The sequence below is a fragment of the Antarcticimicrobium sediminis genome (genome assembly GCF_004348975.1).
In the GTDB taxonomy this organism is placed as follows: domain Bacteria; phylum Pseudomonadota; class Alphaproteobacteria; order Rhodobacterales; family Rhodobacteraceae; genus Antarcticimicrobium; species Antarcticimicrobium sediminis.
Genome location: NZ_SMFP01000013.1, coordinates 63614 through 83500 on the forward strand (window position 1 = coordinate 63614; position 19887 = coordinate 83500).

At 60.4% G+C, this 19887-nt stretch carries 18 protein-coding genes and 4 pseudogenes; 11 read left to right on the top strand and 11 right to left on the bottom strand.

Features of this window, described 5'->3' with window-relative positions; genetic code table 11:
- The first annotated feature begins 60 nt into the window (after nt 1-60).
- On the top strand, nt 61-963 hold the full coding sequence (locus E1B25_RS17380) for a LysR family transcriptional regulator (RefSeq protein WP_206338580.1): 903 nt from the start codon (nt 61-63) through the stop codon (nt 961-963).
- A gap of 21 nt (nt 964-984) precedes the next feature.
- Here the strand turns inward: E1B25_RS17380 and E1B25_RS17385 are convergent, their stop codons facing one another.
- The 6 genes from E1B25_RS17385 to E1B25_RS17410 form a co-directional block, all read right to left on the bottom strand.
- Nucleotides 985-2472, bottom strand: a complete 1488-nt coding sequence (locus E1B25_RS17385) for an aldehyde dehydrogenase family protein (protein ID WP_132830866.1) — start codon at nt 2470-2472, stop codon at nt 985-987.
- 139 nt (nt 2473-2611) lie between these two features.
- Entirely contained in the window at nt 2612-4000 is a 1389-nt protein-coding gene (lpdA, locus tag E1B25_RS17390) for a dihydrolipoyl dehydrogenase (RefSeq protein WP_132830868.1), read from the bottom strand.
- Nucleotides 3993-5288, bottom strand: coding sequence for a dihydrolipoamide acetyltransferase family protein (locus E1B25_RS17395; protein WP_132830870.1), 1296 nt, complete (start codon nt 5286-5288; stop codon nt 3993-3995). Before E1B25_RS17395 ends, lpdA begins: the two co-directional genes overlap by 8 nt.
- A 3-nt stretch (nt 5289-5291) precedes the next feature.
- Nucleotides 5292-6305, bottom strand: coding sequence for an alpha-ketoacid dehydrogenase subunit beta (locus E1B25_RS17400; protein ID WP_132830871.1), 1014 nt, complete (start codon nt 6303-6305; stop codon nt 5292-5294).
- Nucleotide 6306: 1 nt separating this feature from the next.
- Nucleotides 6307-7539: a 3-methyl-2-oxobutanoate dehydrogenase (2-methylpropanoyl-transferring) subunit alpha gene (locus tag E1B25_RS17405; RefSeq protein ID WP_132830872.1), complete on the bottom strand. Its 1233-nt coding sequence runs from the start codon at nt 7537-7539 to the stop codon at nt 6307-6309.
- Complete coding sequence (locus tag E1B25_RS17410; RefSeq protein WP_132830873.1) at nt 7532-7759, bottom strand: hypothetical protein; 228 nt, start codon at nt 7757-7759, stop codon at nt 7532-7534. Before E1B25_RS17410 ends, E1B25_RS17405 begins: the two co-directional genes overlap by 8 nt.
- A gap of 129 nt (nt 7760-7888) precedes the next feature.
- Between E1B25_RS17410 and E1B25_RS17415 the strand changes: the two genes are divergently transcribed.
- On the top strand, nt 7889-8368 hold the full coding sequence (locus tag E1B25_RS17415) for an Lrp/AsnC family transcriptional regulator (protein WP_132830874.1): 480 nt from the start codon (nt 7889-7891) through the stop codon (nt 8366-8368).
- Nucleotides 8369-8399: 31 nt separating this feature from the next.
- On the opposite strand, the gene E1B25_RS17420 is transcribed toward E1B25_RS17415, so the two are convergent.
- Nucleotides 8400-9074 (bottom strand): GntR family transcriptional regulator, encoded by a 675-nt coding sequence (locus E1B25_RS17420; protein ID WP_132830875.1) that lies wholly within the window; start codon nt 9072-9074, stop codon nt 8400-8402.
- A gap of 98 nt (nt 9075-9172) precedes the next feature.
- On the opposite strand from E1B25_RS17420, the gene dctP reads away from it, so the two are divergent.
- The 5 genes from dctP to E1B25_RS17445 are packed head-to-tail and all read left to right on the top strand — an operon-like array spanning nt 9173 to nt 14838.
- Nucleotides 9173-10165: a TRAP transporter substrate-binding protein DctP gene (dctP, locus tag E1B25_RS17425; RefSeq protein ID WP_132830876.1), complete on the top strand. Its 993-nt coding sequence runs from the start codon at nt 9173-9175 to the stop codon at nt 10163-10165.
- Nucleotides 10162-10761 (top strand): TRAP transporter small permease, encoded by a 600-nt coding sequence (locus E1B25_RS17430; protein WP_132830877.1) that lies wholly within the window; start codon nt 10162-10164, stop codon nt 10759-10761. The genes dctP and E1B25_RS17430 overlap by 4 nt, the downstream gene beginning before the upstream one ends.
- On the top strand, nt 10761-12080 hold the full coding sequence (locus E1B25_RS17435; protein WP_132830878.1) for a TRAP transporter large permease: 1320 nt from the start codon (nt 10761-10763) through the stop codon (nt 12078-12080). Before E1B25_RS17430 ends, E1B25_RS17435 begins: the two co-directional genes overlap by 1 nt.
- Nucleotides 12077-13318, top strand: coding sequence for a malonyl-CoA decarboxylase (locus E1B25_RS17440; RefSeq protein WP_132830879.1), 1242 nt, complete (start codon nt 12077-12079; stop codon nt 13316-13318). The genes E1B25_RS17435 and E1B25_RS17440 overlap by 4 nt, the downstream gene beginning before the upstream one ends.
- 14 nt (nt 13319-13332) lie before the next feature.
- Nucleotides 13333-14838: a malonate--CoA ligase gene (locus tag E1B25_RS17445; protein ID WP_132830880.1), complete on the top strand. Its 1506-nt coding sequence runs from the start codon at nt 13333-13335 to the stop codon at nt 14836-14838.
- 275 nt (nt 14839-15113) lie between these two features.
- On the opposite strand, the pseudogene E1B25_RS17450 reads toward E1B25_RS17445, so the two are convergent.
- A pseudogene (locus tag E1B25_RS17450) lies at nt 15114-15296 on the bottom strand (integrase core domain-containing protein); the annotation flags it as partial.
- Between the two features lie 29 nt (nt 15297-15325).
- Nucleotides 15326-15427 (bottom strand): annotated as a pseudogene (locus E1B25_RS17455) (transposase domain-containing protein); the annotation flags it as partial.
- Between the two features lie 136 nt (nt 15428-15563).
- Here E1B25_RS17455 and E1B25_RS17460 point away from each other — a divergent pair.
- Nucleotides 15564-16592 carry an IS110 family RNA-guided transposase gene (locus E1B25_RS17460; RefSeq protein ID WP_132830881.1) on the top strand — a complete coding sequence of 343 codons (1029 nt, stop codon included), beginning with the start codon at nt 15564-15566 and terminating at the stop codon, nt 16590-16592.
- Nucleotides 16593-16954: 362 nt separating this feature from the next.
- Here the strand turns inward: E1B25_RS17460 and E1B25_RS17465 are convergent, their stop codons facing one another.
- The gene (locus E1B25_RS17465) at nt 16955-17728 is read right to left on the bottom strand and encodes a metallophosphoesterase (protein ID WP_132830882.1); all 774 of its coding nucleotides are present in this window, start codon (nt 17726-17728) and stop codon (nt 16955-16957) included.
- A gap of 156 nt (nt 17729-17884) precedes the next feature.
- Here E1B25_RS17465 and E1B25_RS17470 point away from each other — a divergent pair.
- Nucleotides 17885-18073 (top strand): annotated as a pseudogene (locus E1B25_RS17470) (transposase); the annotation flags it as partial.
- A 66-nt stretch (nt 18074-18139) separates the two neighbouring features.
- Here E1B25_RS17470 and E1B25_RS17475 read toward each other — a convergent pair.
- Nucleotides 18140-18322, bottom strand: a pseudogene (locus E1B25_RS17475) (phage integrase N-terminal SAM-like domain-containing protein); the annotation flags it as partial.
- A gap of 362 nt (nt 18323-18684) precedes the next feature.
- Here E1B25_RS17475 and E1B25_RS17480 point away from each other — a divergent pair.
- Nucleotides 18685-19185, top strand: a complete 501-nt coding sequence (locus E1B25_RS17480; protein WP_245510752.1) for a thermonuclease family protein — start codon at nt 18685-18687, stop codon at nt 19183-19185.
- A gap of 21 nt (nt 19186-19206) precedes the next feature.
- Complete coding sequence (locus E1B25_RS17485; protein WP_165937660.1) at nt 19207-19779, top strand: HAD family hydrolase; 573 nt, start codon at nt 19207-19209, stop codon at nt 19777-19779.
- Nucleotides 19780-19887: the final 108 nt, after the last annotated feature.

Here is a 19887-nt window from a genome sequence, read left to right on the forward strand (position 1 = left end):
AGGCGCATACCGCGCGCCAGTACAAAACCGCGCGGCGTCAGCAGGAGGCCCAAGTCCGTCATGAGCGTGAACAATGTCAATCTCAAGCTGTTGCAGACCTTTCTGCTGGCGGCAGAGCATGGCAGCTTTCGCCGCGCGGCAGAGGAAAGCAATCGCTCGCCCTCTGCCGTGTCGATGCAGATCCGTGATCTGGAGGAACAGGTGGGGATGAGCCTGTTCGTGCGCACGCCGCAGTCAGCCAACCTGACTCCGGCGGGCACGCTGCTTTTCGAGCAGGTGAGTAAAGCGATGGCGGATGTGCAGGCGGGGCTGGACCGCCTGTCCGAGGTCGCCGAACATCGGCGCAGCCATGTCAGCATCGGCTGCGCCCCAACCTTGGCGGCAACGCGTCTGGGCAACATCCTCACAACGTTCAAGCTGCGATATCCACGCTCTGTGGTGGATGTGAAGGAAACCCCGCCGACAAGCGCAATGGTCATGTTGCAGGAACAGCAGATCGAGCTTTATATCGGGCCGGAAGTGCCCAATATGTCGGAATTTCATTTTGAACCGATCTTGCAGGATCGTTTTGCGGTCTGTCTCCCGGCGGACTACGACGAGGGGGTCGAGCAGGTCTCGCTGTCCGATATTGCTGGATTTCCCCTGATCCTGCTCGACGCGCAAACCGCCGCGCGCGGCCTGATCAACAAGATCGTTGCCGAAACCGGCGTATCGATGAATGTCCAATACGAGGTGCAGTATGCCTATACGGCCATCGCGCTGGCGGCGGCCGGGCTTGGTGTGGCGGTGGTGCCCTTCATTGCGATTCCGATGCTGCCGACGGCGGAATTGCGGGTCGTTCCGCTGATCGACCCCGGCGCAGAGCGCTCGGTCGGGATCATCACGGCGCGCGGATACGTGCATCACAACTACTCGGAACAGCTTATCGAGCTGATCCGGACCGAGCTGCGGCAGGGATGTTGACTGCCGCAGCCGGTTCCGATCTTAGTCGGCGTTGATCCAGATCGCCTTGGTGTCGAGGTATTCTTCCATGTGCTCGGTGCCGCCCTCGCGGCCATAGCCCGACATCTTGACGCCGCCAAAGGGCACCGCCGGGTCGATGGCATGGTACATGTTGACCCAGACAGAACCCGCCTTGATCCGATGCGCCAGCTTGTGCGCCGTGCCGAGGTGGGTTGAAAACACCCCCGCCGCCAGACCATAGGGGGTGGCATTGGCGCGTTCGACCACTTCGTCGATGCTGTCAAACGGCAGCGCCGAGATCACCGGGCCGAAGATTTCTTCACGCGCGACGGTCATGTTGTCGGTCACGCCGCCAAAGACGGTCGGGTGGATAAAGTGACCGCCTTGAAAGGCCTCTCCCTCAACCCGGCCGCCGCCGGTCAGCACCTCGGCGCCCTCGCTCGGACCCACGGAGAGGTAACTCGAGATTCGCTCGGCCTGTCGAGCCGAGATGATCGGACCTATGTCAGTGTCACCTGCGATGCCATGGCCGATCTTGAGCTTGCTGGCAAAGTCGGCAACGCGGCGCACGAATTCATCGTGGATTTCACGCGCAACAAACAGACGCGACCCGGCGATGCAGATCTGACCGGAATTGGCGAACACCGCCATCGCGGCGACCGGAACGGCCTTTTCAATGTCGGCGTCACGGCAGACGATCACGGGTGATTTCCCACCCAGTTCCAGCGAAACTCGCTTGAGGTTGCCGGTCGCGGCGCGGGCGATGGCCTGACCGGTCGCGGTCGAGCCGGTGAACACGATCTTGTCGACACCCGGATGTGCGGCCAATGCGGCCCCGGCATCGGCACCATAGCCGGTCACGATGTTGAGAACACCGTCGGGCAGCCCGGCCTCGCGCATGAGACGGGCGATCAGCAGAACGGTGAGCGAGGCTTCTTCCGAGGGTTTCAGAACCACTGTGCAGCCGGTCGCGATGGCCGGCGCGATTTTCCAGATCGATCCGGCGATCGGGGCATTCCAAGGAATGATGGCGCCGACGACGCCAATCGGTTCGCGCACGGTCGAGGAATAGATTTCGCCGGGGAAGGAATTGGGGATGGTTTCCCCGTGGATCGTGACCGCTTGACCGGCATAGAACCGCAGCATCCCCAGCACCCGGCGGCTGTTGGCGAGCGTGCGCTGGATCGGCATTCCCATGTCGAGCGTATCGGACAGGCACAGCGTTTCCCATTCGGCCTCGAACTGGTCGGCGATCCGCAAAAGCAGCGCCTGCCGTTCAAACGGGGTGAATTTCGACCACGGACCCTCAAACGCCTTGCGCGCGGCTGCAACCGCCGCGTCGATGTCGGCGGCGTCGCCCTTAGGAACCGTCGCCAGCAGCGACCCGTCAGCCGGGTTGCGGGCTTCGATCACCTCACCGGAGCGGGCTTCGCACCAGTTTCCGTCAATGAACATCGGGCGGAAACCGCCATCATAAAGCGCCGCTGCGCGAGCCTGCCAATCAATCATCTGCACTCCTTCGCCTTGAGGGATTTCCCCATGCCTGACCTGTCATGCATCGGGGAGCGGCGAGCCTCAAGACGGTGATTCTTATCGCCCGTTCAGAATATTCGTTTACCAAGGGCAGCATTGCCCCAGTTTGGGTGGGTTAGCCGTGATTGGCCATGCTGGCAATCGTCAGGGCGGCTTCTTGTACGGCCTCGCTGAGGGTTGGGTGGGCGTGGATTGTCCCGGCCAGATCTTCGGCGCGCAACCCGGATTCGATCGCCAGCGCAAAGCCGGACACCAGTTCGGACACGCCGGGGCCGGTGGCCTGAATGCCAAGGATAACATGGTCGGTTTCGCGCGCAACGATGCGCACAAAGCCCTCGGTGTCGCCCAATGTCATAGCCCGGCCATTGGCCCGGAACGCGAATTCGCTGACCTTCGTGGCGATGCCTTCGGGCACCTCGGAGGGCAGCAACCCGGCGGTCACGATTTCGGGATCGGTGAAGCAGACGGCGGGCACACAGGCCTTGTCCCATGCATTGGGATGCCCCGCGACTACATCGGCGACGATTTCACCCTGCGCCATGGCGCGATGGGCCAGCATCGGGCCCGGCGTCACGTCGCCGATCGCGTAAACGCCACGCATCGACGTGCCGCAGCGATCATCCACCTCGATGAAGGCCCCGTTGTGGCGCAGGCTCAACTCTCCAAGTCCAAGGCCATCGGTGCTGGGCGCCCGACCTACGGTCACCAAAACAGCGTCCGCCTCCAGCGTTTCGCCCCCGTTCTCCGCATCAAGCGTGAGCGTGCCGGTCGCGTTGTCCCACCCCGTCACCCGGGTGGCGAGCTTCAATTCGATCCCCAGCGCATCGAGGCGGCGTTTCACACCCCGGGTCAGCTTGTCGTCATATTGCAGCAGGATCCGGTCGGCGGCTTCGATCAGAGTCACCTCGCTGCCGAGTTTGGCAAATGCGGTGCCGAGTTCCAGCCCGATATAGCCTGCGCCGATCACCGCCAGCCGTTTCGGCGGTTCAGACAGGGCAAGGGCCGCAGTCGAGTCGAGAATCTTGCCGCCAAAGGGCAATCCGGGGAGTTCGGCAGGCCGCGATCCGGTTGCGATCACGATATTTTCGGCCCGGACCAGAACTGGGCCGGTCTCGCTGTCGATTTCGACGGTCTTGCCATCGCGGAACCGGGCCCAGCCGTTCACGGTTTTGACGCCGCTGCGTTCCAGCAATCCGCTGACGCCGGTGCAAAGCCGGTTGACCACGCTTTGCGACCACTCTTGCGTCTTGGCGAAATCCAGCGAGGGTGCCGCGACGGTGATGCCCTGCATCCCGTCACCTGCTTGCAGGACGGCATTGTGGTACAGGTGCGCGGCATGGATCAGCGCTTTGGACGGGATGCACCCGACGTTCAGGCAGGTGCCGCCGACGCGCTTGCCTTCGACGAGGATCGTATCAACCCCAAGCCGGGCCGCGCGCGAGGCGCAGACATAGCCGCCGGGGCCGCCGCCGATTACCAGCAGAGAGCATCTGAGTTCAGTCATCGCGCCACTCCATGAACAGCATTGCGGGGGTTTCGAGCAGCGATTTGAGCTTGGCGACGAATTCCGCCGCCACCCAGCCATCGACCACCCGGTGATCGAAACTGCACGACAGGTTCATCATCCGGCGCGGAACAAAGGTCTTTCCGTCCCACATCGGGCGCACGGCCATCTTGTTCACGCCGATGATCGCAACCTCGGGCTGGTTGATGATCGGCGTCGTCGCCAGCGCCCCGAGCGGGCCCAGAGACGTCACGGTCAGGGTCGACCCTGACAGGCTTTCCGGCCCGATCCGGCGGTTGCGCGCCGCATCCGAGAGCCGCTTGATCTCGCGCGCGGTATCCCACAGCGTGCGGGCCTCGGCATGGGGAAGGACCGGAACCATCAGCCCGCCGTCAGTTTGCGTGGCGATGCCGCAGTGCAGCGCCTCAAATCGGGTAATCACGCCGGCCTTGTCGTCGTAATGAGCGTTGATCTCGGGGTGATCGACCACCCCCTCGGCCAAGGCGCGCAGCAGGAAGGGCAGTAGCGTAAGCCGCCCGCGCGCCTCGCCGAACTTCGTGTTCAGCTTGGCGCGCAATTCTTCCAGCGCTTCGACGTCGACCTCTTCGATGATCGAAAAATGCGGCACCTGCTGTTTCGCTTGGGCCATGCGCTCAGCAATCTTGCGACGTACACCGGTGACGCGCTTTTCCTCGGTTCCCATGCGGCGGCTCAGGCCGCCGCCCTGACGCAGATCCGGCCCATGGGCGAGAAAATCATCCAGATCTTCGTGGACGATACGCCCGGCCGGGCCGGTGCCGCGCAACTGGCGCAAATCAATACCCAGTTCACGCGCCCGGCCGCGCACCGAAGGCGCAGCGAGCGGACGGCCAGAGGCATTGCGGGCCATTGGCAGCGCAGCTGATGGCGCAGGCCGGCGTGGGGTCGACGGTTTCGACGCAGCCTCTGCCTGAGCTTTTGGCGCCGGTTCAGGGGCCGCGGCCGCTTTGGGCTGGGCCGGGGCGCTGCTTGATGTCAGTTTGTCGGCATCCTGAAGCGGGACCGCCTCGTCGCTGTCGATACGGATCAGGTCACAGCCGATGGCCAGCACTTCGCCCGCCTCACCGCCAAGCCAGACAACCTTGCCACTGAGGGCGGCGGGAATCTCGACCGTTGCCTTGTCGGTGGTGACTTCGCAGATCACGTCATCCTCGCGGATCACATCACCGACCTTGACCATCCATTCACTGAGTTCGGCTTCGGCGATGCCTTCACCAATGTCCGGCAGTTTGAACGTGTGTTCTGTCATGTCTCAGCCCTCCATGACCTTGGCAATTGCGCGTTTCACACGATCAGGGCTTGGGAAATAATCCCACTCCTGCGCATGGGGGTAGGGGGTGTCCCAACCCGCAACGCGCAGCACCGGCGCTTCGAGATTGTAAAAACAGTCTTGCTGCACCAAGGCGGCAACCTCGGCGCCAAAGCCAGAGGTCAGCGTTGCTTCGTGCAGGACGATGCAGCGCCCCGTCTTGGTGACCGAGGCGATGATCGCCTCCAGATCAAGCGGCAGAAGCGTGCGCAGGTCGATCACCTCGACATCGACGCCGCTTTCCTCGACCGCCGCGAGGGCAACATGCACCATCGCGCCATAGGTCAGCAGCGTCGCCGCCGCCCCTTCGCGCAGGGTGACCGCCTTGCCGAGCGGGATTTCATAGTATCCGGGATCGACCTCACCCAGTTCATGCTTGCTCCAGCTTTCCGTCGGGCGGTCGAAATGGCCATCAAATGGCCCGTTATAGAGCCGCTTTGGCTCCAGAAAGATTACCGGGTCCGGGTCCGCGATGGCGGCCAGCAACAGGCCCTTGGCATCACGCGGATTCGACGGCACCACGGTTTTCAGCCCCGCAACATGGGTGAACAGGGCCTCGGGGCTTTGGCTGTGAGTCTGGGCGCCAAAGATGCCACCGCCGGTGGGCATCCGCACCACCATGGGGCAGGTGAATTCTCCGGCCGAGCGATAGCGCAGTCGCGCCGCCTCGCTGACGATCTGGTCATAGGCCGGGTACATGTAGTCGGCGAACTGGATCTCGACCACGGGTTTGAGCCCGTAGGCGGCCATCCCGACCGCGGTGCCAACAATCCCCAACTCGGAAATCGGCGTGTCGAAACAGCGCTGAACGCCAAACCGGTTCTGCAAGCCCGCAGTACAGCGGAACACCCCGCCGAAAAAGCCGACATCCTCGCCCATCACCACCACATCGGGGTCGGCCTCCATCGCGACGGCATGGGCATCGCGGATGGCTTCGATCATTGTCATACGTGCCATGTCAGTACCCCACCTCGTGCCGTTGCCGCACTAGATGCGGCGGCATCTCGGCATAGACATCCTCGAAAATTTCGCGCGGGCTGGGCCGGTTGCCGGAATGTAGCGTGCCGATCGCCTCGGCCTCTTTCTGCGCGGCGATGACAAAGTCCGTCACCTCGGCCTCGGCTTGACTGTGGCGCTCCTCGCTCCAAAGCCCCTTCTGAATCAGGTGCGCCTTGAGCCGCAGGATCGGATCACCGAGCGGCCAGGACTTGCCTTCTTCCTTGGGGCGATAGGCGGCCGGGTCGTCCGAGGTGGAATGCCCCCCTGCGCGGTAGGTCACATATTCGATCAGGGTCGGGCCCAGATCGCGCCGCGCCCGTTCCACAGCCCAGGCGGCGGCGGCATGAACGGCAAGGTAATCGTTGCCATCCACCCTGAGCGCAGGCAGGCCAAAGCCGTGGCCGCGGGCGGCGAATGTGCCGGCACCGCCCCGTGCGATGCCCTGAAAGGTCGAGATCGCCCACTGGTTGTTGACGATGTTCAGGATCACCGGCGGTTTGTAAGTCGAGGCAAAGACAAGTGCGCCGTGAAAGTCGCTTTCCGCCGTCGAGCCGTCCCCGATCCAGGCTGCGGAGAGCTTGTTCTCACCCTTGATCGCTGCGGCCATGGCCCAACCCACGGCCTGCACATATTGCGTGGCGAGGTTGCCCGAAATCGAAAAGAATCCGTGTTCCTTGGAGCTGTAAAACACCGGCAGTTGGCGCCCGCGCACCGGGTCGGCCTCGTTCGAGTAGACCTGGCACATCATCTTGACCAGAGGATAGCCGGCGGCAACCAACAGGCCCGCTTGGCGATAGGTGGGAAAGTTCATGTCGCCCTTGCGCAGCGCCTTTTGAAAAGCGCAGGAAATCGCCTCTTCGCCCAGATGCTGCATATAGAACGAGGTCTTGCCCTGCCGCTGCGCTGTCAGCATCCGCGCGTCATAGGCCCGCAGCGTCATCATATGGCGCAAGCCGTCTTTCAGCGCCTCGTCCGATAGCGATCCGGCCCAGGGACCGACGGCCTCTCCGTTCCGGTTCAGAACGCGGATGATCGAAAAGGCGAGATCGCGCATGTCTTCGGGTTTCGCGTCCGGGTCCGGGCGGCGCACCACGCCCGCGCGCGGAATGGTGACATGGGAAAAGTCCGGTGTGTCGCCGGCACGAATGGCCGGTTCAGGGACGTGTAGCCGGGGGGGGATTTCTTCATGCATCCTGCATCTCCCTGATCAGATCGCCGCACAGATGCAGCCTTGCAATGAACGCGTCGCAGAGTTTCTGCTCGGCAGTTTCGAGAACCAGACTAACAGAGAACAGGTCGTTTTCCTCGCGCCGCATCGTCAGCTGATCGAATCCCATCCCCATACGCCGCGCGATATCCATCGCCCGGCAGACCGTGTTCAAAGGGTTGTAGCAGTGAAAATGAACGTCCATTCCGACCCTCCCGTCATTGACAACACGATAGGCGGCATCGAGCAGAATTACTTTTCATTATATCCTTTCATTACGCATTTTTGAGAAATATTCTGCTTTTACAGGTGACTTGACAGAAAGGTTCATTTGATGCCGGACAGCGCGACCCTAGATCAGACCGACCGCAGGATTCTCAGGGCTCTGGCCGAGGATGGGCGGATCACTAACGCGCAGCTTGCGCAGGCGGTCGGGTTGTCTCCCAGCCCCTGCTGGCAGCGGGTGCGGCGGTTGGAAAAGCAGGGGGTGATTTCCGGCTATCGGGCGATCCTCGATCAGGAAAAGCTGGGGGCCTCCGAGATCGTGCTGATCGAAATCGTGCTGGACCGGCACGACGACGAGACGCTGGAAATCTTTGGCCGCACCATGCAGCACATGCCCGAGGTGCTGGAAGTGAACCTGACCACCGGGGAATACGATTACCTGATCAAGGTCGCGGTCAAGGGGACGCGCGGCTATGAAGAGTTTCTGCGCAAGAAACTGTACAAGGTGCCGGGCATCCGCCATTCGCGGTCAAGTTTCGTGCTGCGCAGTCTGAAGAATGTTCAGGCCTATCTGCCGCAAGCCGGCTAAGAGAGGCGGGAAGGGGCTGTGGCGACTGCGCTCAGGTCTTGGGCAGGTGCGACATCACGTGGTGGAATTTTTCACCCTGCACCGCGACGTGATCGCGCAAAAGAGCAGCGGCCTGCGTGGCGTCTCCGGCGCTGATCGCTCCGACGATGGCAGCGTGTTCGTCCATGGATTGCTGTAGTCGCCCGCGCAGGAATAGTTGCATCCGGCGATAGGGTTTTAACCGCCGATGCAGGCGCGAAGCCTCTTGTTCCAGATAGCCGTTTCCGGACTGGGCATAGAGCAGATGATGGAAAATCCCGTTCTTGAGATAGTACAGGTCGATGTCGCCAGCGTCGCAGGCCGCGCGGCATTCGATCTCGGCCTGTCGCAGCTCGGCGATGTCCGCATCGGTGGCCCGGCGGGCGGCGAGGCGGCCACAAGCGGCTTCCAACTCGGCCATGACCTCGAACATTTCAAGGATCTCAACCGGTGAGCTGACGCGAACAAACACCCCCCGGCGTGGCTGCTGGACCACCAGCCCGGACTGGGCAAGCCGATGAAAAGCCTCCCGAATTGGTGTGCGCGAGACGTTGTGCTCTTCGGCCAGGCTGGCTTCGTCCAGTCGGGCGCCCGGAGCAAATCGGCCGGTAAGGATCTGGTCCTCCAGCGTCTGCGCGATCTGGTCCGAGCGGCTGCGCTGCTCGAGGGGGTCAATATCCGATTTCATAGTTTTCGTATACAAGACGGTTGACAAGGTACGCAATCCCTTGCCTTCTTAGCGCCATCGAGCGCCAGGAGGAGAACGGCGCTTTGGGAGGAGATACCATGACCAGACGTGTTTTCGCGGCGAGCGCTCTCGCCGTTCTTGTCGCTACGGGTGCCGCCAATGGGGCCTGGGCTGAAACGTTGAAACTTTCGCATCAGTGGTCCGAAGGCGATGTGCGCCATCAGGTGGCGCAGATGGTGGCGGACGATGTCAAGGCGGCCGGTGTTGATCTGGAGATCCAGATCTTTCCGAACCAGACCCTGTTCAAGGCGCGCGAGCAGTATACCCCGCTCAGCCGCGGACAGCTCGACATGACGATTTTTCCGCTGTCCTATGCTGGTGGCCAACAACCCGCTTATAACCTGACGTTGATGCCTGGTCTGGTGAAAAACCATGACCACGGCGCGCGCCTGTCGGCGGCCCCCTTCATGGGCAAGATTGAAGAGATCATGGCTGAAGACGACGTGAAGACGCTGGTACACGGCTATCTCGCCGGTGGCTTTGGCTCGACTGAAGGCTGCATCACCAACCCGGCCGATGTCGAGGGCGTGACAATTCGCGCCGCGGGCAAGTCGTTCGAACAGATGCTGGCCGGGGCAGGGGCTTCGATCAGCTCGATGGCCTCGTCCGAGGTCTATTCCGCGCTGCAAACCGGGGTTCTGGACGCGGCCAACACCTCGTCGGAAAGCTTTCTGAGCTATCGCCTGTACGAGCAGCTGAAGTGTTATACCCCCGCCGGTGAAACCGCGCTGTGGTTCATGTATCAGCCGCTGTTGATCAATAAGACCACCTTTGACGATCTGACGCCGGAACAGCAAAAGGCGCTGAGCGATGCCTCGGCCAAGGCTGAAACCTGGTATCTGGCGCAGGCCAAGGAAGGTGACGCGCTTACCACCAAGGCGTTCAGGGATGCTGGCGTTGAAATCGCCGAAATGACCGTCGCGGATTTTGACGCCTGGCGTGAATTGGCAAAGACCACCTCTTATCCGGCCTTTGCCAAGTCGGTTGATGGCGGTCAGGAACTGCTCGATATGGCGCTGTCAGTCGAATGAAGCCAGCACCTGTCGCCCATGCGCCGGCGGGTGCGAACTCCGGTGCGCAAGGACTGCGCACCGGCGATCGACCGCCGCTTGTCCTGCGCGCCGCCCATGCGATTTCGACCCTGTTCGGCGTCGCCGCGGCGGTCATGATCCTGGCCTCGGTGCTGATCACCTGCCACATGATCTTTGTGCGCGGCGTGCTCGGCCGATCGACGGTCTGGCAGACCGAAGCGGTGATCTATCTGATGATCGGGGCGACCCTGCTGGGCCTTCCCTATGTCCAGAAGTTGCGCGGCCATGTCGGCGTTGACCTGCTACCGCAAATGCTGCCGCCGCTCGCCCGGCGCGTTCTGGTTGTCATCGTAATGCTTGCCACGATCGCCATGGTGGCCGCGATGGTCTGGTACGGGTGGGAGATGTTCCACCTGGCCTGGAAACGCGGCTGGAAATCTGAATCGGTCTGGGCCTTCCCGCTTTGGATCACTTACCTTTCGGTTCCGCTTGGATTCGGGCTGTACCTTGTGCAGCTCCTGGCTGACCTCTGGATGGCCAGCTTTGCCCCGCGCGAAGAAATCCCGGATCCTCAACTTGAACGGAGCCCCGACTGATGGAGCCTTTGACCCTCGGTCTTCTGGTGGCAATTGCCACGGTTGTCGTGCTGTTTTCCGGCGTTTCGGTGGCGGTTGGCCTGCTGATCGTCGCCACGCTGTTTCTGTGGATCTTTGATGGCGCTCGCTCGCTCGAAGCCTTGCCGGAACTTTTCTATGCCGAACTGAACAGCTTTGCGCTGTTGTCGATCCCGATGTTCATCATCATGGGGGCCGCCATCGCCTCGACCCGGGCGGGCCCGGATCTGTACGAGGCGCTGGAACGCTGGCTGACCAAGGTGCCAGGCGGGTTGGTGGTGTCGAACTTGGGCGCTTGTGCGCTGTTCGCCGCGATGTCGGGATCCAGCCCGGCCACCTGCGCCGCCATCGGCAAGATGGGTATTCCCGAAATGCGTCGGCGCGGCTATCCGCCCGAGGTTGCCGCAGGCTCTATCGCGGCGGGCGGGACGCTCGGGATTTTGATCCCGCCGTCGGTCACCATGATCGTCTATGGCATTGCGACGGAAACTTCGATCGGGCGGCTGTTTCTGGCCGGGGTGATGCCGGGGGTGCTGTTGACCCTGCTGTTTATCGCCTGGGCGATCTTCGACACCTGGCGGCGTGGCGCTGCCAGTGCGGCGCTGAGCTCGGCCAAGTATACTTGGCGCCAGCGGTTCGAGATTCTGCCGCGCGTGCTGCCATTTCTGGCCATTATCGCGGGCGTTCTCTATGCGCTTTACGGCGGTGTCGCGACGCCGTCCGAGACCGCAGCCGTGGGGGCCTTGCTGTGCATATTTGCCGCCATCGTCATCTATCGCATGTTCAATGCCCATGACTTGTGGATCGTGCTGCGGGATTCCACCCGTGAAAGCGTGATGATCCTGTTCATCATCGGCGCGGCCGGGGTGTTCAGCTTTATGCTGTCGTCGCTTTTCGTCACCCAATCGGTGGCACAATGGATCGCCGCGCTGGACGTGAACCGTTGGGTTCTGATGGCGGTCATCAACCTGTTCCTGCTGGTCGCCGGGTTCTTTCTACCGCCTGTTGCGGTGATCTTGATGTCGGCACCGATCCTGCTGCCAATCATCACCTCTGCCGGGTTTGATCCCTATTGGTTCGCCGTGATTGTCACGATCAACATGGAAATCGGATTGATCACGCCGCCGGTCGGACTGAACCTGTACGTTATCAACGGCATTGCCCCCGATATTTCGTTGCGGCAGGTGCTGGTGGGGTCGATGCCCTTTGTCGGCTGCATGATCCTTGCTATCGTTCTGCTTTCGATATTTCCGGGCATCGCCACCTGGCTACCCGAAGCGGTGATGGGGGTTGCGCTATGAGCCTATTGTCCGATGTTCTTGCGACGCTGACATCGCGCAATCTTCGGCGCCGGATGCTGTCTGGCCCCGATAGCCGCAGCACCGAGGCGCTGATTGCGGACCTGTTGTCGGGGCATGGCGAGATTTCCGGCATGACGACGGCGGCGCAGATCCTTGACCGCTATAGCGAGATGGAGGACGAGGCCAAGATTGCCTTCTTCGATCATCTCTCGAACGCGCTGGGGATCGACCCCGCAAATGTGCGTGCCGCGCTTGATGCCTTTGAAGCAGAGCCCGGGAAAAAGAGCTATGGTGCCTTTCTCAAGGCGGCTGAACCGGCCCGGCAAGAGTTGGCGCGGCGGCTGAACCGGGTGCCGGGGGCGACGCCCCAGCTCGTCGCCATGCGCAACGACCTGTTGCGGCTGATCCCGAAAAGCGATCCGCGCGCCCGGATCGATCTTGATTTCCAGCACTTGTTTTCTTCGTGGTTCAACCGAGGCTTTCTGGTGCTGCGCCGGATCAGTTGGGAAAGCCCGGCACATATCCTTGAAAAGATCATCGCTTATGAGGCGGTGCATGCGATCCATTCCTGGGCCGATCTGCGCCGCCGGGTCGAACCATCGGATCGCCGCTGCTTTACCTTTTTCCACCCGGCGATGCCGGACGAGCCGCTGATTTTCGTCGAAGTCGCCCTGACCAAGGGCATCCCCGGATCGGTTCAAACCCTGTTGGCCGAAGATCGCGCCGAGCTTGCGGCAGAGGAGGCGGATACGGCGGTGTTCTACTCCATCTCGAACTGTCAGGCTGGGCTGGCCGGTATCTCCTTTGGCAACTCGCTGATCAAGCAGGTGGCCGAAGGACTGGCCGCCGAACTGCCCAACCTCACGACCTTCGTCACGCTTTCTCCGATCCCGACCTTGACGAAATGGATGCAGGGTGAGGGCATCGACCCCACCACGCTAACCGCGGAGGAGCAAAAAGCACTCGCGGCGCGGTTCCTGCTGACGGCCAAGCGCGCCGATGGCATGCCCTATGATCCGGTGGCGCGCTTTCACCTAGGCAACGGGGCTTATGTCTTTGCGGTTCATGCCGGTGCGGACCTGTCCGACAAGGGCATCGCCGAAAGTGCCGGCGTGATGGTCAATTACCGTTATGAGGCGGAAAATATCGTTGAAAATCATGAACGTTTCGCCGCCCGGCAGGAAGTGGTGGCAAGCAAGGCGGTCAAGGCGTTGGTGAAAACGCCGACCGCGGCCTGAAAGGAGATCCCAAATTGGCAAACCCGCTTTATGACCGGCTGTTCGGTCCGCTCAAAGGCCGTACATCCAACTTTCTGACGCTGGCTGATGGTCGAACAATGACCGGGGATGCGTTCCTGCGCATGGCCGCGCAACAGGCCGGGGCCCTTGCCGAGATCGGCCTTGTCGCCGGAGATCGGCTCGCCGTTCAGGTGGAAAAATCACCCGAAGCGCTGGCGCTTTATGGTGCCTGCGTGATGTCGGGCGTGGTCTTCCTGCCACTGAACACTGCCTATACGGCGGATGAGTTGGAGTATTTTATCGGCGATAGCGCGGCTGGCGCGGTGATCTGTGGTCCCGGCGCTGAAGAGACCGTGCGCCGGATCTCTGGGTCCGCTGTTGTGCTGACGTTGGATGCGGCCGGAGGCGGTAGCCTGACCGAGGCCGCCGCACGACAGCCCGAACAGTTCACCCCGGTCGCCCGAGGAGAGGAGGATCTGGCCGCGCTGCTTTATACGTCAGGGACGACGGGCCGGTCCAAGGGGGCGATGCTCAGCCAGTCAAACCTGTTGTCGAATGCGCTGACGCTGGTCGAGGAATGGAGGTTCACGGCAGAGGATGTCCTGCTGCACGTGTTGCCGATCTTTCACACCCACGGGCTTTTCGTTGCCTCGAATGTGGCGTTGGCCTCGGGCGCATCGATGATCTTTCTGCCCAAGTTTGACGTGAACACGGTTCTGCATCATTTGCCGCATTCGACCACAATGATGGGCGTGCCGACCTTCTATACCCGACTGTTGGCAGACGCCCGGTTCGACAAGGATCTGTGCAAATCCATGCGCTTGTTCACCTCGGGGTCCGCGCCTTTGCTGGCAGACACCCACCGCGCCTTCGAGGCCCGGACCGGCCATCGCATCCTTGAACGCTACGGGATGACCGAAACCAACATGAACACCTCGAACCCCTATGACGGCGAACGCCGCGCCGGGACCGTGGGCTTTCCGCTGCCGGGGGTCGAATTGAAGATCACGGATCCCGACACCGGCGTGACCCTGCCGGATGGTGCTGCTGGGATCATCGAAGTGCGCGGACCGAACGTGTTTCAAGGCTATTGGCAGATGCCGGAGAAAACCAAGGCCGAGTTGCGTGACGACGGCTTTTTCATCACCGGAGATATCGGAGAGATCGACGCAGACGGCTATGTGCAGATCGTCGGGCGCGCCAAGGATCTGATCATTTCCGGTGGCTACAACATCTATCCCAAAGAAATCGAGCTGATACTCGATGAGCAACCGGGGGTTCTGGAAAGCGCGGTTGTCGGCGTGCCGCATCCTGATTTCGGTGAGGGCGTGGTGGGGGTTCTGGTGGCAGAGCCAGGTGCCAAACCGGATCTGGACGCGATCCGCGCCGCCGTGGGGGAACGGCTGGCAAAGTTCAAACAACCCAAAGTGCTGGAGGTGGTCACCGAACTGCCGCGTAACACCATGGGCAAAGTGCAGAAGAACCTGCTGCGCGATCAGTTCGCCGGTGTGTTCCTGTGAACGCGACGTGAACTGCGGCTGCAACGGTGTGCAAGGGTGATTTTTCTAGTAGTGGGTCACTTTGAAATTAGAAAGTGAACCCTCGCACGAGGCACCATTTGCACGGCGCGAGGATCGACACTATCTTGCACTCATGGCAGATAAACCAAAGAGACCCAGTGAGCCAACCAGCTTGCCAAGTTCATTGTAGACGTGGCGACGGGTGAGGACCCCGTGCATGAGCCGGACACGTCAGGGCAGCGCAAGGGTTGACCTGCCGCCCGCTGGTCCCTCGTTCATAACGAGAGTCCGCAGGTTGATTTTTGGTAGTCGGGTTCGTCGCCCTGGGCAAGCGCGCCGGGCGCGGAGCCCTCAAATTGCTCAAGCGCTCGGCGCGCTTGCAGTGGCGTCTGGTTTCCGAGCGATGAGTGCGGCCTGACGGTGTTGTAGTCGTATCGCCAAAGGGCCAACTTTCGCCGTATCCGTCCGACTACGCAGCACTTGACGCCTATTGCGGCGTCCAGTTCCAGGGAGCGAGTTCGTCAATTCGGTTAATCTTGTGATCGGCGATACGCTCGAGAACCCAGGTGAGCCAGGCTTCGGGATTGACGTAACCGCGCCATTGGCACCGCCTGCCTGACGGTGGGGCGATGATCTAAGATGAAGTAGTTGCCGCCCTCCCCAGACGGCATCGCAATGTGCCAAGGTCGTGGTGTTCAACGCCACGCGAAGAGGAGGACGGCGAGATGAAGGATATGATGATCGGGGTCGACCTGGCAAAGAATGTTTTCCAGGTTCATGGCGCCTTTCGAACAGGTGAGGTTCAGTTCCGCAAGAAACTTACGCGCAAGCAATTCTCCGCGTTTATGGCGCGGCAGCCATCCAGCATGGTCATCTTTGAGGCATGCGGTGGCGCGCATTACTGGGCGCGTGTGATGGAAGAGCTTAGCCATGAAGTGAAGTTGATCGCCCCGCAATACGTGCGCCCGTTCGTCAAGCGTCAGAAAAATGATGCTGCCGATGCCGAGGCGATCGTCATTGCAGTCCGCCAGCCTGAGATGCGTTTCGTTGATCCCAAGACGGTTGAGCAGCAGTCCCGCGCGGCGGTCTTCCGTGCCCGAGAACGCTTGGTGCATCAGCGGACAGCGGATACGAACGCATTGCGGGCGCTCCTGTATGAGCACGGCCATGTGTTTCCCATAGGAATGCGTCACCTCAGTCGCATGACGGCGCTTGTTGAGGATGAGACCGTCGACTTGCATGCGCTGATCCGGGAAGAGTGCTTGGACCTGCTGGCCCAAATTGCAGAGAAAACAGCGCGTATTGCCGAGCGCACCACGAAACTGAAGACGCTGGCCGCCGAGTCAGACAGGGCGCGCCGGCTACAGACTATGCCCGGTGTTGGCCCCCTGACTGCCGTTGCGCTGGAAGCGTTCGGCCCAGACATGGCGCAATTCAAAACCGGACGCGACTTTGCGGCTTGGTTGGGTTTGGTTCCAAGGCAACATTCCTCTGGAGGCAAAGAGCGCCTCGGACGGATGATAAAGGCTGGTCAGGCCGATATTCGGCGCCTCCTGATCATTGGGGCAATGTCACGACTGAACTGGGTCGGGCAGCGCACCATTGTGGAGGGTAGCTGGTTATCAAGGATGATGGCGCGCAAACCCAAGATGCTGGTCGCGATCGCGCTGGCCAACAAAATGGCCCGCCAGATATGGGCGATGTTGACGAAGAACGAAGATTACAGAGATCCGGCGCTGGCAGACGTGGCATGATGTCCATGTTGAATTACTGGCAATGGCGCGAAGGGGAGTGTGAGAAGACGACGACCTGAATGGGCAAAACGATCGAACAGATCTGGATTGGGAAAACCAGTACGTGTCTTCGAGTTATGAAGCTCGCAACTAAGATTTGGACCCGATTCGCTGATCTCCATCGTAACCGCGCCATTGGCACCGCCTGCCTGACGCTGGAGCGATGATCTAAGACACGTGTTTAACTACGTCGTTAACGACGTGTCTTATGCGGGGTGGTCGATGCGTGGTGAAATTCTTGGATTTGAGCGGCGACGATTCTGGCGTGATGAGATTGCGTGCCGATTGACAAGCATGCCGAAAAAGAAGGTCGAAGGTGACCATCAGATCTCGATTACACGCGGTACCGCCGGCTGCTTGTACTGTCCTGGATATCCGATGCTGACATTCGAGATCTGGCACCCTCTGAAGGTGAAATCGTGTGCACGATGCACGTGACCATGCAGCCAGTTGGCAGGTCGATTTCGGGCAATCAAGGTGCTGAGATCAGACGCGTAGGCCCCGGGAACCGGATGATCAACTGGAAGACAATCAAGATGTGGCGCATGGTGAGTGACCACAACCGTCTTGCCCGGAAAGGTCTCTTCCAGGCGCCCCTCAAGCCACTTTCTGTGGTCAAAATGGGTCGCTTTTGAGTCTAGCGGAATGAGTTTCCTGTAGCCGTCACGAGCGACTCGGATCTTCCTGTAATCAGTCATCAGCTGATGGGCTTCAGACATCATTACATCATGTTGATCAACTTCGAAATCTGTCCATAGGGTACACGTTAACAATCTCACGCCGTCAATGATGATTTCTTTTTTCTGAGACCAATTGACGCCGGCCAGCTGGCAAGCGATTGCGAGCTTATCTTCGCGGTCGATCTCAGATTTGTAGTAATCGTGATTTCCCGGAAATGCATGGATGCGGGCTGGATCGATGTGCTCAGACACCCGCTGCAAGATGCTTGGCCAGCGCCTGTATCCGCAGTCACTCAGATCACCAGCAAGCACGCAGATATCCGTATCCCATACCTCGGCCGGCCAAGATTTCAGGACATCAATCCCGTTATGGTCGTAGTGATCGAGGTGTAGATCAGAGATCGCTAAGATACGCATACGCAATCTGTATCATCACATCTCAACCAACGCACGAACTCGCTGTATTTCCTTGTTGTCTTCTTCCATCATCGTGATGTGATCCCCGAAAACGCCCCCGATCTTGGTCAGAGTTTTCCGCGAGAGAATCTTTGGCTGGGAGATGAGCGAAAAGGGATGAAGGCATCGAAATTCACGGACGCGCAGAAGGCGTTCATCATCAAGCAGGGCGAGGATGGCACGCCGGTTGCTGAGATCTGTCGCAAGGCTGGGATCAGCTCTGCCACATACTTCAACTGGAAGAGGAAGTACGCGGGAATGCTGCCGACAGATATGAAGCGGCTGCGCGAGCTCGAAGACGAGAACTGAATCGCCCCGAGTTTGTCGGAGACCTATAGCTTCATTTCACGCGTCCATATCGAGCACGTCGCGCTGCGCATTGAAGGTCGACGGGGTGACCCCGGTATCCGAAATATGGAGCTGATAGGTGCGCAGATCCTCCGGCGTGGCGGTGTCGGGTGGTCGCCCAAGGAAGGCCGTGAAATCCTTGTTTGCCCGGATGTGTGACTTCTGCGCTTTGTCGCCCATTCCGCGGATGCGCATGTCTTCCATCATCCGCTGGCGTAGCGGGGTTACTCTCTCCTCTGTCGTGGAAACCTCCTGTCTGATGATTGAGAAGGGCCCAATCGTCAGGCAGAAACGCCGATTCCCAAATACACCACGGTCAGATCATCGCTGAACGCCAGCCACAGGCGGCAATGTCGCGGAGCGGCTTCGTCCAAGGGATGGGAGCCGTCATCCGGTGTGGTCCGCCAAGCTAACGAAACGCACCTTGGGTGGAAAGTCACCCGCTGCACCTCCGCAAGGCAACTGCGAACCCATTCGGACCGGAGCTACGGTGTCGATGAAGGGTTTCGAGAAAGGGGGATTGCAGGGGCTGCTGTGGCCATTCGGCATGTGGCATGACATAACTTTGCGTGGAACGAACACAGCTGCTCTCCAACAATCTTGCGGCGCGCATTGTGAAGAAAGGGTTTCCAAAAATGAAACGGATCACCATGAAGCTTATCCATGGATTGATGATTTCTGCGATGCTTGCACCGTCAGTCGGAAATGCCGGGGGGCGCGTGATCGAGGGCCGTGTCACAACAGTTCGGGATGTGGATACCATCGTTGTCGTCGGCACGCCGGTGCGCCTGAACGGGCTGGATGGTCCCGAGGTGTCTACACGGCCCGGTAGGGATGCCGCACTCTTCATGAGACGCTTGGTCGGTGGCAAGGTGGTGACCTGCGAGTTGAACGGGGAACGTACTTATGACCGTTGGGTCGGTGTCTGTTTCCTAGAAGGTCAGGACATTGCGGCGATTGCCGTGAGCCAAGGGCATGCCTTGGACTGTGCCCGGTATTCGGGTGGTCGGTATCACAAGTATGAGACACCTGCCGCGAAGTCAAAAATCCGAAGGGCGGGATATTGTTAAGGGCCGATGAGGGCGACGAGAATGCAGAATGGAGTTTTATCTGGTATCGAACTGGTCTGCTTCGACCTTTTCGGAACGCTTATCGAAATCACGGATCGCCGTCGGCCGTTCGCTCCTTTGAGGCGAAACCTGTCTGCCGAAAAGGTCCAGACGATGCGCCGTCTCGCGATGACAAGCTGTATGGCCCTGGAGGAGATTGACGAAGAGATTCAGGGGGGTGCGACCGTGGCGGAGATTGTTGCAGCCAGAGCCGATATTGCTCACGAGGTCGCTTCAACCCGGCTTCGAGCAGGTGTGGCGGAGATGCTTTCGACACTTGCTGTGCCATACGGGATTTGTAGTAATCTGAGCCCTGATTATGTCTCCGCTCTTGCACGCTTCACAGAATTAGACCCAGGGTTCAGGATCATGTCGTGCGACGTGGGATGTATGAAGCCAGATCCCGAGATATATGAACTGGTGATCGAGGCTGCCGGTGTGCCTCGCGCGAACATTTTGTTTGTGGGGGATACGCCTGATGCTGATATTGAGGGACCTAGGCAATCTGGCATGCAGTCTACGGATATAGAGCTTTTCTTATCTTTTTGGCGATGACCGTCCTTCATCTTGCCAGGATGTCGGGCCACGGCCGCTCCGACGACAGCCAAGTTTACTCATGAGGGGTGGCCCACGATCAAATTCCAGCAACTTCAAGATGATAAT

Excerpts from the sequence above, each read along its gene's own strand:
- E1B25_RS17380 (WP_206338580.1), top strand. The coding sequence starts at position 61 with ATGAGCGTGAACAATGTCAATCTCAAGCTGTTGCAGACCTTTCTGCTG.
- E1B25_RS17385 (WP_132830866.1), bottom strand. The coding sequence starts at position 2,472 with ATGATTGATTGGCAGGCTCGCGCAGCGGCGCTTTATGATGGCGGTTTC.
- lpdA (WP_132830868.1), bottom strand. The coding sequence starts at position 4,000 with ATGACTGAACTCAGATGCTCTCTGCTGGTAATCGGCGGCGGCCCCGGC.
- E1B25_RS17395 (WP_132830870.1), bottom strand. The coding sequence starts at position 5,288 with ATGACAGAACACACGTTCAAACTGCCGGACATTGGTGAAGGCATCGCC.
- E1B25_RS17400 (WP_132830871.1), bottom strand. The coding sequence starts at position 6,305 with ATGGCACGTATGACAATGATCGAAGCCATCCGCGATGCCCATGCCGTC.
- E1B25_RS17405 (WP_132830872.1), bottom strand. The coding sequence starts at position 7,539 with ATGCATGAAGAAATCCCCCCCCGGCTACACGTCCCTGAACCGGCCATT.
- E1B25_RS17410 (WP_132830873.1), bottom strand. The coding sequence starts at position 7,759 with ATGGACGTTCATTTTCACTGCTACAACCCTTTGAACACGGTCTGCCGG.
- E1B25_RS17415 (WP_132830874.1), top strand. The coding sequence starts at position 7,889 with ATGCCGGACAGCGCGACCCTAGATCAGACCGACCGCAGGATTCTCAGG.
- E1B25_RS17420 (WP_132830875.1), bottom strand. The coding sequence starts at position 9,074 with ATGAAATCGGATATTGACCCCCTCGAGCAGCGCAGCCGCTCGGACCAG.
- dctP (WP_132830876.1), top strand. The coding sequence starts at position 9,173 with ATGACCAGACGTGTTTTCGCGGCGAGCGCTCTCGCCGTTCTTGTCGCT.
- E1B25_RS17430 (WP_132830877.1), top strand. The coding sequence starts at position 10,162 with ATGAAGCCAGCACCTGTCGCCCATGCGCCGGCGGGTGCGAACTCCGGT.
- E1B25_RS17435 (WP_132830878.1), top strand. The coding sequence starts at position 10,761 with ATGGAGCCTTTGACCCTCGGTCTTCTGGTGGCAATTGCCACGGTTGTC.
- E1B25_RS17440 (WP_132830879.1), top strand. The coding sequence starts at position 12,077 with ATGAGCCTATTGTCCGATGTTCTTGCGACGCTGACATCGCGCAATCTT.
- E1B25_RS17460 (WP_132830881.1), top strand. The coding sequence starts at position 15,564 with ATGAAGGATATGATGATCGGGGTCGACCTGGCAAAGAATGTTTTCCAG.
- E1B25_RS17465 (WP_132830882.1), bottom strand. The coding sequence starts at position 17,728 with ATGCGTATCTTAGCGATCTCTGATCTACACCTCGATCACTACGACCAT.
- E1B25_RS17485 (WP_165937660.1), top strand. The coding sequence starts at position 19,207 with ATGCAGAATGGAGTTTTATCTGGTATCGAACTGGTCTGCTTCGACCTT.